16 protein-coding genes and 1 rRNA gene are annotated in these 16,386 nt (G+C 36.9%); 13 read left to right on the top strand and 4 right to left on the bottom strand.

Annotated features, from left to right (window positions below; translation table 11 throughout):
- The 6 genes from rrf to tsaD all read left to right on the top strand — a co-directional run.
- Window positions 1–77 (top strand): 5S ribosomal RNA (gene rrf / locus F4V44_RS28500); the annotation flags it as partial.
- 197 nt (window positions 78–274) lie between these two features.
- Complete coding sequence (locus tag F4V44_RS22610) at window positions 275–2,047, top strand: DUF4153 domain-containing protein (RefSeq protein ID WP_191090811.1); 1,773 nt, start codon at window positions 275–277, stop codon at window positions 2,045–2,047.
- Window positions 2,048–2,209: 162 nt separating this feature from the next.
- A complete protein-coding gene (gene tsaE, locus F4V44_RS22605; protein WP_150442272.1) occupies window positions 2,210–2,665 on the top strand; it encodes a tRNA (adenosine(37)-N6)-threonylcarbamoyltransferase complex ATPase subunit type 1 TsaE in 456 nt (151 codons plus the stop codon).
- Window positions 2,662–3,363, top strand: coding sequence for a tRNA (adenosine(37)-N6)-threonylcarbamoyltransferase complex dimerization subunit type 1 TsaB (gene tsaB / locus F4V44_RS22600; protein ID WP_150442271.1), 702 nt, complete (start codon window positions 2,662–2,664; stop codon window positions 3,361–3,363). The genes tsaE and tsaB overlap by 4 nt, the downstream gene beginning before the upstream one ends.
- Window positions 3,364–3,392: 29 nt before the next feature.
- Entirely contained in the window at window positions 3,393–3,842 is a 450-nt protein-coding gene (gene rimI / locus F4V44_RS22595; RefSeq protein ID WP_150442270.1) for a ribosomal protein S18-alanine N-acetyltransferase, read from the top strand.
- The gene (gene tsaD, locus F4V44_RS22590) at window positions 3,839–4,867 is read left to right on the top strand and encodes a tRNA (adenosine(37)-N6)-threonylcarbamoyltransferase complex transferase subunit TsaD (protein WP_150442269.1); all 1,029 of its coding nucleotides are present in this window, start codon (window positions 3,839–3,841) and stop codon (window positions 4,865–4,867) included. The genes rimI and tsaD overlap by 4 nt, the downstream gene beginning before the upstream one ends.
- Before the next feature lie 476 nt (window positions 4,868–5,343).
- On the opposite strand, the gene F4V44_RS22585 is transcribed toward tsaD, so the two are convergent.
- Window positions 5,344–7,266: an ABC-F family ATP-binding cassette domain-containing protein gene (locus F4V44_RS22585; protein ID WP_150442268.1), complete on the bottom strand. Its 1,923-nt coding sequence runs from the start codon at window positions 7,264–7,266 to the stop codon at window positions 5,344–5,346.
- A 195-nt stretch (window positions 7,267–7,461) separates the two neighbouring features.
- On the opposite strand from F4V44_RS22585, the gene moaC reads away from it, so the two are divergent.
- Both moaC and F4V44_RS22575 read left to right on the top strand, forming a co-directional pair.
- Window positions 7,462–7,950, top strand: coding sequence for a cyclic pyranopterin monophosphate synthase MoaC (gene moaC, locus F4V44_RS22580; protein ID WP_150442267.1), 489 nt, complete (start codon window positions 7,462–7,464; stop codon window positions 7,948–7,950).
- A gap of 88 nt (window positions 7,951–8,038) precedes the next feature.
- Window positions 8,039–8,695 carry a redox-sensing transcriptional repressor Rex gene (locus F4V44_RS22575; protein WP_150442266.1) on the top strand — a complete coding sequence of 219 codons (657 nt, stop codon included), beginning with the start codon at window positions 8,039–8,041 and terminating at the stop codon, window positions 8,693–8,695.
- A 33-nt stretch (window positions 8,696–8,728) separates the two neighbouring features.
- Here the strand turns inward: F4V44_RS22575 and F4V44_RS22570 are convergent, their stop codons facing one another.
- Window positions 8,729–8,935, bottom strand: a complete 207-nt coding sequence (locus F4V44_RS22570) for a YdiK family protein (protein ID WP_150442265.1) — start codon at window positions 8,933–8,935, stop codon at window positions 8,729–8,731.
- 28 nt (window positions 8,936–8,963) lie between these two features.
- Window positions 8,964–9,659 carry a CPBP family intramembrane glutamic endopeptidase gene (locus tag F4V44_RS22565; protein WP_150442264.1) on the bottom strand — a complete coding sequence of 232 codons (696 nt, stop codon included), beginning with the start codon at window positions 9,657–9,659 and terminating at the stop codon, window positions 8,964–8,966.
- Window positions 9,660–10,126: 467 nt separating this feature from the next.
- Here F4V44_RS22565 and groES point away from each other — a divergent pair, with 467 nt between their 5' ends.
- Together groES and groL are read left to right on the top strand one after the other, a co-directional pair.
- The gene (gene groES, locus F4V44_RS22560) at window positions 10,127–10,411 is read left to right on the top strand and encodes a co-chaperone GroES (RefSeq protein ID WP_150442263.1); all 285 of its coding nucleotides are present in this window, start codon (window positions 10,127–10,129) and stop codon (window positions 10,409–10,411) included.
- A gap of 112 nt (window positions 10,412–10,523) precedes the next feature.
- Complete coding sequence (groL, locus tag F4V44_RS22555) at window positions 10,524–12,152, top strand: chaperonin GroEL (RefSeq protein ID WP_150442262.1); 1,629 nt, start codon at window positions 10,524–10,526, stop codon at window positions 12,150–12,152.
- 187 nt (window positions 12,153–12,339) lie between these two features.
- Here the strand turns inward: groL and F4V44_RS22550 are convergent, their stop codons facing one another.
- A complete protein-coding gene (locus F4V44_RS22550; RefSeq protein ID WP_150442261.1) occupies window positions 12,340–13,194 on the bottom strand; it encodes a malate synthase in 855 nt (284 codons plus the stop codon).
- A gap of 930 nt (window positions 13,195–14,124) precedes the next feature.
- Here F4V44_RS22550 and F4V44_RS22540 point away from each other — a divergent pair.
- The 3 genes from F4V44_RS22540 to F4V44_RS22530 are packed head-to-tail and all read left to right on the top strand — an operon-like array spanning window position 14,125 to window position 16,371.
- Complete coding sequence (locus F4V44_RS22540; RefSeq protein WP_150442259.1) at window positions 14,125–15,615, top strand: BglG family transcription antiterminator; 1,491 nt, start codon at window positions 14,125–14,127, stop codon at window positions 15,613–15,615.
- Complete coding sequence (locus F4V44_RS22535) at window positions 15,605–16,042, top strand: PTS sugar transporter subunit IIA (RefSeq protein WP_150442258.1); 438 nt, start codon at window positions 15,605–15,607, stop codon at window positions 16,040–16,042. The genes F4V44_RS22540 and F4V44_RS22535 overlap by 11 nt, the downstream gene beginning before the upstream one ends.
- 11 nt (window positions 16,043–16,053) lie before the next feature.
- On the top strand, window positions 16,054–16,371 hold the full coding sequence (locus F4V44_RS22530; protein WP_150442282.1) for a PTS fructose transporter subunit IIB: 318 nt from the start codon (window positions 16,054–16,056) through the stop codon (window positions 16,369–16,371).
- Window positions 16,372–16,386: the final 15 nt, after the last annotated feature.

The following is a 16,386-nucleotide window of genomic DNA, read 5'->3' as shown; positions in this document are numbered from 1 at the left end:
CCGAACACGGAAGTTAAGCTTCTCAGCGCCGATGGTAGTTGGGGCATTGCCCCTGTGAGAGTAGGACGTTGCCAGGCAAAGCAAAAGAGTATCCTTTTTTGGATACTCTTTTTTTTTACATATAAAAGATGGAATTCAAGAGAATTTACAAATTCCCTTGTCCAAGTACATCTACATATAGCCTAATAGTGATATACTTTAGTTAGAAAGAAAGATTTTACAAGGAATCAGAAGAAATTACCTTAACTTAAAAATATAGAAGGGAATGATAGCTGTGAAACCAGTTACGAGGCTTTTTCACAGGTTTAAAGGTTTGGCCGATGCTATTGCCCGCTATCCATTGACAACCATCTTTCTTTTGTTAGCTGCTATCGTGAATGCAATGGATATTCATTCGGAGGAAGATTATTCAAAGCTGCTATTAACATTTATCGTGGGAGCGTTTATTAGTGCCGTTGTACAGATCGCCTATGAAAGGTTTTTCTTACAACAATCTAGTCGTCTCCTGTTAATGGGTATAGCTTCAATATTAACAGTTGGATATTACTTAATCATCAGGACAGCTCCACAATTAAGTATGGAGATTAATATTAGGACAGCAGTTGCACTATTTACCCTGCTTATTGCCTTCATTTGGGTTCCCGTTATAAAAAGCAGGATAAGCTTCAATAAAAGTTTTATGATCGTATTTAAATCCTTTTTTAACTCTTTGTTTTTCTCTGGAATCCTTTATGTTGGAATTTCAATTATAATAGCTGCCATTGACCAGCTAATTTATCAGGTGGATTATACAGCCTTTTCTCATTCTGCAAATATAGTCTTTATTCTATTTGCACCCATGTACTTTCTATCGCTTATTCCTATTTATCCGGGTGCCTTGAGCCAAGAAGAGAATATAGAGGAACATGAAATAACTATTGGTAAGGCTGCTAAATGTCCGAAATTTTTAGTGGTTCTCTTATCCTATATCATTATTCCGCTTATTGCCGTGTTTACAATCATCCTGCTTACTTACATCCTCAGAAATATTACCGGCGAGTTTTGGACAGATAATTTATTAGAGCCAATGCTGGTATCCTACGCAATTACGGTAATTGTTGTTTATATATTAGTCAGCGAAATTGAAAATAAATTTACTTTATGGTTTAGAAGGATTTTTCCCAAAGTGTTGGTGCCGATTGTGCTTTTTCAGATTATCTCCTCGATTATGAGTCTAACTGATACAGGGATTATGCATACCCGCTATTATGTGATACTATTTGGTATTTTTGCCGCAGCGGCAGGTATTCTGCTTAGTTTCTTGCCCGTACGTAAAAACGGAATCATTGCTCCTATATTAATTATCTTTGCTGTCATTTCTATTGTACCGCCAGTAGATGCCTTTACGGTAAGCCGCTCAAGTCAAATAAGTATACTAGAAGAGGCTTTATTAAAGAATGACATGCTAGAAAATAATAAAATCAAACCAAATGGGGAAATTCCTGATAGTGATAAGGAGGTAATTACTAAAGCAATGAATTACCTTGTAATGATGAACTATCAGAAAGATGTAGAGTGGCTGCCAAACGATTACAGTTATGAGAAGTTTTATCCTACATTTGGCTTCTATGAGTACTACGAGCCAGGGGATAACAGGGATATGTACATTCATCTTTCTCTACAAGAGAAAAGTCCTATTGATATATCAGAATATGATACTTTTATTCGCTACCACCTAACTATGGAAAACAATAATAATGAAGTGATTGCTGATTTTGTAAAAGAAGAGAAAGATTATTCTCTAATTACTAAAGAAGACAATGACCAGGTAGATATGATTCTTATGCGTGATAATAACGAGGAATTGATACGTATTGAGGCAAATGAAATTTTTAAAAAGTATTATGGCTATCATTCAAGCAAATATGCTATAACGCCTGAGGAAGCAACATTCACAAAGGAAAACGACAAGGCTAAAGTTACATTTATGGTACAGCAAATTAATATTCAAAAAGATCATGAGCAGTATAACAGTGCAGAGCTCTTTATCTTTGTTGATGTGAAGTAGCAGAGGACAAACGAGCATGTCTCGTTTGTTTTTCTTTGCTTATTTTAACCATAATTATTCATGTTTTTGCTCTATAAGGTAAAATCATGTAAACTGTAAAAGGATATATAGGAATAAATGGATCGTTTGCGTGTTGAATGGCAAACAGTAAGGTGATTATATATGAATAAATATGAAATCATTTCAACTAAATTAGAGGACACACAGGACTTTTCCAAGCGTTTAGCATCGTATCTACAGCCTGGAGATGTTATTACACTTGAAGGTGATTTAGGTGCAGGGAAGACTGCTTTTACAAAAGGCCTGGCCGTCGGCTTAGGAATACAAAGGAATGTGAACAGTCCTACTTTTACGATTATTAAAGAATATCAAGGAACCATGCCCTTGTATCATATGGATGTGTATCGCTTAGAGGATGCTTACGAAGACTTGGGTTTTGAGGAGTATTTCAGCGGAAACGGGGTAACCGTGGTTGAATGGGCTCATTTGATTGAAGATCAGCTGCCGCAGGATCGATTAAACATTTATATCTATCACCAGGGCAGTGATACCCGGAAATTGGTCATCCAACCGGTGGGAGAGCGATATGAGCAATTATGTAAGGAGATTTTTTCATGAACGTATTAGCGATAGATACATCAAATTATGCATTAGGCATTGCTCTCATGAATGAAGACGGAGTGATTGGCGAGTACATTACCAATATGAAAAAGAATCATTCCATTCGGGTAATGCCGGCCATTGAAAAGCTATTATTTGATTGTGAAATGAAACCTGCTGATTTAGATAAAGTTATTGTTGCAAAAGGGCCAGGATCCTATACGGGAGTTCGAATTGGGGTAACAATCGCTAAAACGCTTGCGTGGACACTTTCTATTCCGTTGGCAGGAGTTTCAAGTCTTGAAATCTTGGCGGCAGGAGCAGGACGTTATTTTAATGGTTGCGTTTCCCCTTTATTTGATGCTAGAAGAGGCCAGATATATACAGGCCTTTATCAGTCCCAAAACGGAAAGCTAGTATCCCGAGAAAAAGATCAGCTAGTTTTATCAAAAAATTGGGCAGAGCAATTAAAAGAAGGCGGAGAAAAAATATTATTTATCGGGTCAGATGTTAAGCTTCACCAGGAGATTTTTGAACAGGTGCTTGGTGAAAAGGCCATTTTTGCTGAAATAACCGAGCATAATCCCCGTCCATCTGAACTTGCGTTATTAGGCTATGATAAACCAGAAGAGGACATTCATACCTTCGTACCCAATTATATTCGATTAGCAGAAGCAGAAGCAAAATGGATAGAAGCACAAAAGGAAATGAAATAGATTCAGAACAAAGATAGGAAGTTGTCAAAATGGAAAGCACATTTTCTTTTCGAATGATGAAAGTGGATGATCTAGATCAAATAATGGAGATTGAACATCAATCGTTTACGGTTCCTTGGAGCAGAGAAGCTTTTTACAATGAGCTTTCAAAAAATCAGTTTGCTAAATATCTGATTATTGAAGCAGATAACAAAATTGTTGGTTACTGTGGCGTATGGATTGTTGTAGATGAGGCTCACGTGACGAACATTGCTATTCTTCCCGAATATAGAGGCATGAAGCTAGGGGAAGCTTTAATGGGAAGGATGATTGAAACGGCAAAAGAACACGGGGCGCTTATGATGACCCTTGAAGTAAGAGTGTCCAATACGGTTGCCCAATCCCTCTATCGGAAGTTTGGTTTTCAAGGGGGAGCCATTCGAAAGAATTACTATAGTGATAATCAAGAAGATGCGTTAGTTATGTGGGTGAATTTATGAAAAAAGATTTATTGGTAATGGGGATAGAAACAAGCTGTGATGAAACGGCCGTTTCTATTGTAAGAAATGGAAGAGAAATTGTATCCAATATTGTAGCTTCACAAATAGACAGCCATAAACGTTTTGGCGGAGTTGTACCGGAAATTGCCTCACGTCACCATGTTGAGCAAATCACGATTGTACTGGAAGAGGCATTAAAAGAGGCAAAAGTGTCTTATGAGGATATCGATGCCATTGCAGTTACACAGGGGCCTGGTCTTGTAGGAGCATTACTGATTGGTGTAAATGCTGCTAAGGCTGTTGCTTTTGCACACGGAATTCCTCTTGTTTCGGTTCATCATATTGCAGGGCATATCTATGCCAACCGTTTGATTACGGAAATGAGTTTTCCACTCTTATCCTTAGTCGTATCCGGTGGTCATACAGAGCTAGTGTATATGAAAGAGCACGGTCATTTTGAAGTGATTGGAGAAACGAGGGATGATGCTGCAGGAGAGGCATATGATAAAGTAGCAAGAACACTTCATCTGCCATATCCGGGCGGCCCGCAAATCGACCGGTTAGCCCATGAAGGGGAAGCTGTGATTGACTTACCAAGAGCCTGGCTTGAAGATGGTTCTTATGATTTTAGTTTTAGCGGATTGAAATCAGCAGTTATTAACACTGTCCACAATGCTGAGCAACGAGGCGAAACCATTAAACCGGAGGACCTTGCGGCAAGCTTTCAGGCGAGTGTCATTGATGTACTAGTAACAAAAACAGTGAGGGCCGCCAAGGAATACGGAATCAAGCAAGTGTTATTAGCAGGCGGAGTTGCTGCCAATAAAGGCCTGCGTTCGGTATTAACAGCTGCTTTTAATGAACTAGAGGATATAGAGCTTGTCATTCCTCCGTTAAAGTTATGCACGGACAATGCCGCAATGATTGCTGCTGCTGGAAGTGTGATGTTTGAAAAAGGACAGCGAGCAGGCTTGGCCTTAAATGCAAATCCTGGTCTCGATATATCTATCCACAATTATGTATAAGACTCTTGGACTTTTCAGGAGTCTTTTTTTGTGGCTTTAACAACGGTTGTTGATAAACTAGAAAGATTATTAACATTCATTGATAAAAGAACGGGAATAAAAGACAGAAAATTTTTGAAAGTGTGGATAAGTATGTGGATACTGTTAATAATGTGGACAAATGAAGCGTGTTATTGTGGATAATGTGGAAAAGTGTGTGGAAAGCTGAAATAAAGCATATCTTTCTGTGACCAAAAATGTGGAAAAGGGGAGGATAAAATGATTCTATTCCACTTTGTCTGTGGATAACTGTTATGAGACTAATTAATATAGAAGACTGAAAGGGGGATTACTATCTATTCAGACAGGTCTAAGAGAATATCCGTACCCGTCAAAATTCCTCCTTTAATACAAGTGGCGTGCAACTAAAAGCAGTTTACACGCCAATACACCATGCCGCTCATCAAATTAAAATTCTTTTATGTGAACATAACCGGCTATTCATCTGCCAACAAAGTCCATTCATCCATCATCTGTTCCAGTTCTTGCTTTAATTCCTCAACTTCCTCATGTATTTGAAGTGACCTTTCGTGGTCCTGAAAAATTTCCGGGTCGCAGAGAAGCTGCTCATTTTCTTCAATCCTTTGTTCAAGCTCCTCGATTTTTCCCTCAATTTCTTCAATTCTTCGAAGACGTTGTCTTTCTAACTTTTTCGTTTCTTTGTCCTGTTGATAACTCGTCTTCTCCTGTTTAACCGGCTGACCCGATTCCTTCTTTTGTTCATCAAGTTCCCTTAATTCTTCCTGCTCTAGTTTCTTTTCTACATAATAATCATAATCGCCTAAGTACTCGGTAGATCCATCCTTGCTGAGTTCAACTACTTTAGATGCAATACGATTAATAAAGTAACGGTCATGGGAAACGAAAAGAATCGTTCCAGGATAGTCTATTAAAGCATTTTCCAAAATTTCTTTACTATCTAAATCAAGATGGTTCGTCGGTTCATCCAGGATTAATAGGTTTGCTTTTTGCATCATTAGCTTGGCCAGTGCCAAGCGTGCCTTTTCGCCGCCGCTTAAAGTAGAAACAATTTTTAATACGTCATCCCCGGAGAAAAGAAAATTTCCAAGAACCGTTCTAATTTCCTTCTCGCTTTTTAAAGGATATTCATCCCACAGTTCATTGAGTACCTTTTTATTGGAGGTTAGTTCGGCTTGTTCCTGATCATAGTAGCCGATTGCTACATTTGTTCCGTATTGAATATCCCCATTCAGAGGCGAAAGCTTCTTCATGATGGTTTTTAATAAGGTAGATTTTCCAATTCCATTCGGTCCGACGAGGGCAACACTTTCCCCTCGAGTTACTCGAATGGTGATATTATGTGAAACGGCATCATCGTCATAGCCGATTGCTAAAGAATGGACATGCAATACTTCGTTACCTGATTGTTTTTCAATATCAAAAGAAAAGGTAGCTGATTTTTCATTTCCTAATGGACGGTCCATCAGCTCCATTCGTTCTAATTTTTTACGGCGGCTCTGTGCTCTTTTTGTTGTAGATGCGCGGGCTAAATTACGCTGTATAAAATCCTGCAGTTTGTTGACTTCATCCTGCTGTTTTTCATATTGCTTCATTTCCCGCTCATAATTCTCTGCTTTCTTATCTAAATAGGAACTATAGTTTCCAGGATATTTAGTGATTTGCTTTCTTGATATTTCATAGACCTGATTGACAACCTTATCAAGAAAGTATCGATCATGGGAAACAATAAGGATAGCTCCTTCATAACCCTGCAAATATTGCTCAAGCCAGGATAATGTATCGATGTCTAGATGGTTCGTCGGTTCATCGAGGATTAATATTTCAGGCTTTGAAAGAAGCAATTTCCCAAGTGCGAGTCTCGTTTTTTGTCCTCCGCTTAATGATGATATTTTTGTATCGTAGTCAAAGGACCCGAAATTCAGCCCATGCAAAACAGAACGGATATCTGCTTCAAATTGATAGCCGCCTTTCTCCTTGAACTCGACCTGTAGGATATCATATTCTTTTAACACTTTTTCGTATTCTGCTTCATTTTGAAGAACAGCTGGATCGGACATCTTATTTTCTAAGCTGCGCAGCTTTTGCTCCTGTTGTCTCAATTCGGCAAATACGGACAGCATTTCCTCCCAGATAGATAAATTAGACTCAAGGCCCGTGTCTTGAGCCAAGTAGCCAATCTTCACTTCTTTCGGCTTTATAATGTCTCCTGAATCAAAGGACAACTGTCCCGCGATAATCTTTAACAGGGTGGATTTCCCGGCTCCATTTCTTCCTACTAAAGCAATCCGGTCCCGTGTTTGAACTTCTAATTTTATATTTGACAAAATGATATCTGCACCATAGTATTTACATAATTGATTGATTTGTAATAGAATCATGTTTGCTCACCTCTATACTAATAGATTAACCGATTAAGGTTTGGACAGCAATACATAGAGAAATGAGCTTCTATAGATGTTATCTTTTAATTTTGTATATTTTATTTAAATAGGAAACACTATTTGTGAAGGAGAATACATGCTAAAGACAAATACCTATATAATAGTGTATCATTTATAGAGAGGGGTTTTTATATGGCTGAATTTACTCATTTTAATGAAGAAGGCAGAGCCAAGATGGTAGATGTAAGCGAAAAGCCTGAGTCTTTTCGAACGGCAATTGCGATGTCAAGTATTACTGTAAATCATGAAATTTATGATAAAATAATAAGTAACCAAATGAAAAAAGGAGACGTCTTAGCGGTGGCTCAGGTTGCAGGGGTTATGGCCGCAAAAAAGACATGGGATATTATTCCTATGTGTCATCCGCTTTCATTAACAGGTGTTGATATTACCTTTTCATGGGAAACGAAGAGTGAAGATTATGAATTGTTCATTAAAGCTTTCGTCAAAACAAAGGGAAGTACGGGAGTAGAGATGGAAGCCCTTACCGCTGCGTCTGTATGTGCTTTAACAGTTTATGATATGTGTAAAGCCATTGACAAAGGAATGGTGATAGGCGAGACATATTTAGTAGAAAAAACAGGCGGAAAAAACGGAGATTTTACAAGGAAGGAAAAATGAAAGTGTTTACAAGTAAATACGAATCAAAAGCAGCCTTTTAATGTAAAAAAATAAATAAAGAATTAAAGAAGGGAAAAGGGGGATTCGCATGGCAAATGAAACGACCAAAATACCACAAGCAACAGCAAAGAGATTGCCTTTATATTATCGCTTTTTAACAAATTTACACGCATCTGGAAAGCAGAGAGTATCTTCCGCAGAACTTAGTGAGGCAGTGAAAGTAGATTCAGCGACCATCCGCAGAGATTTTTCTTATTTTGGTGCATTAGGTAAAAAAGGGTATGGATATAATGTTCAGTATTTGCTTTCCTTTTTCCGTAAAACATTAGATCAGGATGAATTGACAAAGGTTGCCTTGATTGGTGTTGGTAATCTTGGAACCGCCTTTTTAAATTATAATTTCTTAAAAAATAATAATACAAAAATTGCTGTTGCTTTTGATGTGCAAACGGATAAAGTGGAGCAGAAAATTGGAAATGTACCTGTTTATCATATGGACGAGCTTGAAAAAGTGATTGAAGAGCAGGGAATAGAGGTAGCCATCCTAACGATTCCTGCACCGGTTGCCCAATTTGTGACAGACAGGCTGTTAAAGGCTAATATCAGAGGGATTCTAAACTTTACACCGGCCCGATTAACCGTACCTCCGCATGTTCGTGTACATCATATTGATTTGGCAGTTGAACTTCAGTCACTTGTATATTTCCTAAAGCATTATTCAGTAGATGAAGAAACTGAGGATTAATATAAAAAAATGAGCCTACTAAATAGTAGAGGCTCATTTTTTTGTTTGCTGTCTTTTTAACTGAAAATGAAAAAGAATCATTCGAATGCCTGATCCAAAATCAAAAGTAGCAAGGATAATGAGTAAAATGGTAAAGAATCCCCATCCTCCATCCTCGTTTATATTTTGAATAGCGAAAAAGGTAAACAGGGTTCCAAGAAATATATAGATGATACCCGAAAAAAGCGGTGATTGTCTCAAAGCAAAATCCTCCAGTAATAATAAAATCTTATAGTTGTTGAAGTTTTTGAATCCAATCCGGATTTAACTGCATAATCACGACAATCGTATTCATCGATACATGAGCGAAAATCGGGACGAGAATCCGTTTGGTTTTTACATATAAAAAAGCAAAGGTGAAGCCCATAGCTGAATATAAAATGACATGTTCAGGTTCTCCGTGGGCTAAGGCAAAAATAAGTGAACTGATTAGACCGGCCAAAAAGAAATTCATTCGAGTGTATAAGGCGCCAAAAAGAATTTTGCGAAATACAATCTCCTCGAGAATGGGTCCGATAATAGAAGTAACAAGAATGACTATTGGAGCGGTCTTAATCAAACTAACAATCTGCTCTGTATTTTCAGAGCCCATTTCAATCCCCAGCCAATACTCGATATTTGCAGCAGCAATTTGGGCAAAGAATGCTAAAAAAATCCCGCCAACGGCCCAATACATAGATTCCCTCGGTGACAGGGCACTTTCGCTGCGAATAGGGTTTGTCCATTCTTTACGAAGCAGAATCAGACTGATAATAAAGGTAAGGGAAAAGCTGATGACAATCCATAAGGAAACAGATAGTTCCGCCACTTCATGGTGGCTTTTACCTAATAGACTGCCGATGAACATGAGGAGCGGCACCCCAATGGCGCCGGAAAGCTGCATGACGATGTATGCAATCAAAATAAACCAATATTCTTTTTTCAAAATGGTAGTTCTCCTTTAACATATCTCCTTTTAAAGTACATCTATCCTATTTTATCAGTAATTATCTATAACCATCAAATTATAACCACTTTTAAGTCACAAGGTATATGTGAAAAGATTCATGGCGATAAATAATAGTTGTGGGCGGACATGCACTGTTCATATATTCTTGCTTTAATAAGCCCTATTGATGTACGAGTTGAGGCTGAGTTCGTTTTTTCAAGCATCAATAGCCTCTATTGATGCACGAGTTGGGCTACTGTTCATATATTCTTACATCTATAACCCCTATTGCTGTATGTTGATTGATCATTTACAGACAATTTAACTTTTTTAATAAAAATTTACATGTTGTGACTTGCAAAAGGAAATCAAATTTATTAATATAATAGATGTGTTAGCACTCGATAGAGTTGAGTGCTAATAAAAAAAATAAACTTACATATGATTTGAGGAGGTTGTTTCAATTGTTAAAGCCACTAGGTGATCGCATTATCATTGAACCTGTTGCATCAGAGGAAAAAACTGCAAGCGGTATCGTATTACCGGACACTGCAAAAGAAAAACCACAAGAAGGTAAAGTAGTCGCTGTAGGTACTGGTCGCATTCTTGAAAATGGTGAGCGTGTTGCTCTTGAAGTATCTGTTGGCGATCGCATTATCTTCTCAAAATACGCTGGTACTGAAGTGAAATACGATGGTACAGAATATTTAATCGTTCGTGAAAATGATATCCTTGCTGTAATTGGATAATGATATTTTTCCTGAGTCCGGTTTTAAGGCTCATGGCTTATGACTGCCGCCGATAGGCAGATATCCTATATTTTTTATTTTAGTTTGTACAATTTTAAGGAGGTAATTCATAATGGCAAAAGAAATTATGTTCAGTGAAGATGCCCGCCGCGCTATGCTGCGTGGGGTTGATGCTCTTGCAAATGCAGTTAAAGTAACTCTTGGACCAAAAGGACGCAACGTGGTTCTTGAGAAAAAATTTGGTTCACCTCTTATTACAAATGACGGTGTAACAATTGCGAAAGAAATCGAACTTGAAGATGCATTTGAAAACATGGGTGCGAAATTAGTTGCTGAAGTAGCAAGCAAAACCAATGATATTGCTGGGGACGGTACTACTACTGCAACAGTTCTTGCTCAAGCGATGATTCGTGAAGGTCTTAAAAACGTAACAGCTGGCGCTAATCCAATGGGAATCCGTAAAGGTATGGACAAAGCGATTCAAACAGCTCTAGAAGAGCTAAAAGCTATTTCTAAACCTATCGAAGGAAAAGAGTCTATTGCACAAGTTGCTGCGATTTCTTCTGCTGACGAAGAAGTAGGTCAATTAATTGCAGAAGCAATGGAACGCGTTGGTAACGATGGTGTTATCACAATTGAAGAATCAAAAGGATTCTCAACTGAGCTAGATGTAGTTGAAGGTATGCAATTTGACCGTGGATATGCTTCTCCATACATGGTAACAAATTCTGATAAAATGGAAGCTGTTCTTGACAATCCATATATCTTAATCACAGATAAGAAAATCACTAGCATTCAAGAAATCCTTCCAGTTCTTGAGCAAGTAGTACAACAAGGCAAGCCATTATTATTGATTGCTGAAGATGTTGAAGGTGAAGCACTTGCAACAATCGTTCTTAACAAGCTTCGCGGAACATTCAATGCAGTAGCTGTTAAAGCTCCTGGCTTCGGTGACCGTCGTAAAGCAATGTTAGAAGATATCGCTATCCTAACTGGCGGTCAAGTAATCACAGAAGATCTTGGACTTGATCTTAAATCTGCACAAATCGGTCAATTAGGACGTGCTGCGAAAGTTGTTGTTACAAAAGAAAACACAACTATCGTTGAAGGTGCAGGAAACAGTGAACAAATCGCTGGCCGCGTTAACCAAATCCGCGTTCAATTAGAAGAAACTACTTCTGATTTTGATCGTGAAAAATTACAAGAGCGCCTAGCTAAGTTAGCTGGCGGTGTAGCAGTTATCAAAGTTGGTGCGGCTACTGAAACAGAATTAAAAGAACGTAAATTACGTATTGAAGATGCATTAAACTCTACTCGCGCAGCTGTTGAAGAAGGTATCGTAGCTGGCGGTGGTACTGCATTAGTTAATATCTACAATAAAGTAGCTTCTATCCAAGCTGAAGGCGACGAACAAACTGGTATTAACATCGTATTACGTGCGATTGAAGAACCAGTACGTCAAATCGCTCACAACGCTGGACTTGAAGGTTCTGTTATCGTTGAGCGCTTAAAGCATGAGAAAGTAGGCGTTGGTTTCAATGCAGCTACTGGCGAATGGGTAAACATGGTTGATGCTGGTATCGTTGACCCAACTAAAGTTACTCGTTCTGCACTTCAAAATGCTGGATCCGTTGCAGCTATGTTCTTAACAACTGAAGCAGTTGTTGCTGACAAGCCTGAAGAAGGCGGCGGCGGTATGCCTGACATGGGCGGCATGGGTGGAATGGGCGGTATGATGTAATAAACATCATTCAACCCTGATATATCAAGGTATTAAAGGTCACGAGCATAGCTCGTGACCTTTTTTGACCTTATTGATCAATCTTCAGTATATTTTTCATTAGATTGCCCAACTTTTCAGTCTCTCTTTTTTGGACAGCATCGGTTGCGTGTAAATATACTTAATTCTAATTAGTAGGGGCTAAAGTTCAAATACGCATTAATGCGCCATTAGGCTCTGGTAACTCTTCTTTTCCAATCTGATTCATTTTACAAAAATGATTAAAAAACTTCTGTGTAAGTTCTCGTTCCTGTATGTCACTTTTCAATGCAACAATATCAAGTAAAATTTGAGCCATCCATACATTATCAAAATAACGGTATTTACCTGTATTCCAAGTGATTTTTTGAGGGGATTTTTCATTTATATAATATTTCCAAAAAGGCATCTTATCAGATTCCTGTTCTGTAAGTTGAAGTCTGTATTCTGAATGAGCAGGAATATATCCATCTTCACAAAACTTACCGATAAAATCTTCATTCACCATATAAACACCTATGATACGTCTATCTTTTTCAGGCATACCGGAATCTCTTGCTGTTAAAAGGCAAACACTATTTTTGAATATGCGGGTAGGTTTGTTTGGCTTTCCTTTGTTATTTCCGCCTTTTATTAATCCGGTGAAAACCTTCCACTCTGTAAAAGTCCTGCTCATTTCTTCGGTGTCACACCAAAAAACCATTTGTGATTCGGGATGGAGTTTATGATTCCTCATAAGTTTTGCATGTTCCAAGCGAAGTTGCTGTTCTTTCCGCTGTAGCTTTTTCTCTTCTTCCTTTTCCTGTTCTATCTTCTCCCGTTCTATTTCCTTTTCTTGTATAACCTTTTCAAGTGAATGGGAAGCAGTTTTATCATGTAGTTTTAGGTGTTTTCCAAATGCATCGGGAAAAACAAACTTTTTATTTTCCGTTGCAAAATGTATTTCTATGATAGAATCATCATGTTTAACAACACTTCCCTTGCCAAAACGCATGTGTGTTACTTCTTTATTGATTAGATTCATTATTTTTGTCCTCCTTATCATACTAAAACTTGGTTCACTCTATTAAAGTCACTCGTCAGTCCTCTTCAACTAATTTGCATTTCTAGATAAGTTCCCTTATTGTTTGAAGCTGAAGTTTCTGTGGTGTTTTTTCTCCTATCTGGTTGATTTCCTTTACAGGTGACTTTCAATATGTAAACTACTAGTTCCAGTACAATCTTCACTTTTTTCAGTTCCTTCGATTTAAAGAAGGAATAAAAAAAATCGCATTCATATTCTATCTGCAAAAAAATTACATAAGAATTTGAAATACGATTCAAAGAATAATTATAATATCATTGTAACAGATTTTTAGTAATATCACAAATTTTTTATTGACAATATAATTTATTTTGATGTAAAATAAAATTTTATTTCATTTTCTATGATTATATTCTCCTCTATATTCAATAATATTTTGCTAATAGAATCCCATTACAGACAGTCAGTTTACTTTAAAGATAATTATACAATTTCATCTTACGAGCGGCATGATGTAATAATCGTCCCCCAGCCCTTTAGGCTCTAAGTGTCTGTTAATCCTTAAAACTGAGAATTTAATATTTGTTTAACGGAGACCGCTAATAAGTTCATTGAACTTGCTGGCGGTCTCTTTTTCTTTCCTGTTGTTACATGGAGATACACATTCACAGTGGTTTCCTCTTTGGGATGACCTAAGCGTTCCATAATTTCTATTAAATCAAATTTAAGTTTGGCTAATATAGATGTATGACTGTGGCGGAGCGAGGGAGACAGGGACAATTGTCCTTGCCTCTATTAAGGTTTTAATAGAAGCGACGGCCTTAGAAAGATGTTATAGAATGTCTAAAAAAAAGTGACCGTTGCAACGGCCATTTTCCAGCGAATCGATAATTCTATTATGAGTTAATATAGTATCAAGGAGGCAAGGAGATGAGTTCAAAAAGTAACCATGAACAAGATCTGTTACTGTTCCTTTCGAAAAACCAAGGTTATGTTACTTCGAAGGATCTCCTAGAGGTACTAAATGTTTCTCAAAAAACAGTATATCGTTTAATAAATAAAATTAACAACGAGTACGTGGACGGTCCTTTAATTCTATCTGAAAGAGGGAGAGGATATAAACTAGATTACGAAAAATATATTAATTATCAAAAAGGAAATAAAAAATATAAAGAAAAACATTTTTCTCCTAGCGAGAGACGTAAACGAATTATGGAAGAATTATTGTTGTCTTCGCCTAAACCTATAAATATTTACCACTTATTTAGTAAGTATTATGTAGGAGACTCCGTTACTTTTAATGATGAACAAATAATGACCGAAGAGCTTAAAAAGTACAATTTAGTTTTAGAGCGAAAAAACAGAACACTAGCCATACTAGGGGAAGAAGTTAATATTCGGAAGGCCATTAAAGATATTATTGAAATCTTTAATACGATTGATATTGATGATTTAAAAAGGAATCAAGAACTTAATTTCAATCAGTACGATGTTTTGTTTATATTGGATCAATTAAGAAAGATTGAAGAAGATTTGGATATAACCATTCCGTATCCATATAATGTAAACATTTTCTCGCATTTATATATACTACTAAGTCGCTCAAGAAAAGTTCCTACCAAACTGTTTACTGATAACATTTCTAGTGAAGAAATGGAAAATATGAAAAAAGATATTTTGTATCCGGTTGCAAAGGCTATTGTCTATAATATTGAAAAATATTTGAACAGTCCATTGCCAGATAGTGAGATTTATTTTCTTTATCAATATTTAGTGTCATCAAGAATGCAGGGACCTCTTGCTATAACTTCCACTTTTTCATCAGAAGTTATCCAAGTAACCAAAACATATATTGAAGGGATGAGTACTAGCTTAGGAATTGATATAGACAGTCAGTCCATTTTTATTGATTTAGCCAATCATATTAAACCGATGCTTAATCGATTAGTGCATAAAATTCGGGTTAAAAACAGCTTGTTAAGTCAGATTAAGATAACGTATGAAGAAGTATTTTTGGGTGTAACAAACGTATCTGAATGGGTAAGTGAAAAATTCAACTTACCAGCCATAAATGACGATGAGAATGGGTTTCTCACCCTCTATTTTGCAAGAGCCATTGAAACAGCCCAACATCAACGCCCAATAAAAATACTAATCATGTGTACGACAGGAATTGGAACTTCAGAACTTTTAAAAGCAAAAGTTTCAAAGAAATTTCCCGAGTTGGAAATTGTTGATGTAGTAGCATCAAGAAATACACAAATGTTAAAAGAGAAATACTCGGATGCTCAATTGATCCTGAGTACTGTTCATATTAAGGAGGAAGTACCCATTCCTTATTTATTAGTGAGTGCGATGTTTACAATGGATGACCAGAAGAGACTTCAAGGAAAGATAGAGGAAATTTATCATGGAGATTAATTCAATCTATCAAGTTTATTTTAATTGTGAGTTAAAAACAAAAGAAGAAGTATACTCTTTTATTTCTGAAATCGCATGTCAGGATAATCCTTCGCAAAAAGAGGAAGTCATTAATCAATTAAATGAAAGAGAAAAAGTAGGCAGCACATTAATCGCTGAACATGTGATGTTGCCCCATATCGAAAGCAATCAGATAAAGAAGAGTCAAATCCTATTTATCCGTTTAGCCAATCCAATCCGATCATGGGATTACCAGACAAAGGATATCTGTTTATTGATTGTTATTTTATTAAAGGAAAATGAAAGCGTTCAAATAAAGAAGAAAATATCCTTATTCACTAGAACTTTAGCAGATGAAGAGTATTTAAACCGATTATTGAATAGTCATGAAAAGGAAAATTTTATTGAAGAAATTTTAAAAAATTAGGAGGAATAATGATGAAAATAGTAGGAGTTGCAGCATGCACAGTTGGGATCGCACACACATATATCGCACAGGAGAAATTAGAGAATGCTGGAAAGAAAGCAGGCCATGAAATTCATATTGAAACACAAGGAACGATTGGAATAGAGAATGAACTGACTCAAAAACAGATTGATGAGGCAGATATCGTGATCTTAGCTGCAGATGTTAAAATCGCTGGAAGAGAACGTTTTGATGGGAAGAGAATCATCCAAGTTACGACAGAAATAGCTGTTAAATCACCAAATAAATTAGTTGAAAAAGCGGCAGAAGTTGTAAATCAAAAGAAATAATGTAAGCAGGGAGAG

The organism is Niallia endozanthoxylica (assembly GCF_008710145.1).
Lineage (GTDB): Bacteria > Bacillota > Bacilli > Bacillales > Cytobacillaceae > Bacillus_BD > Bacillus_BD endozanthoxylica.
Note: the sequence above shows the minus strand (reverse complement) of the source record. Positions and strands in the feature narration are given on the sequence as shown.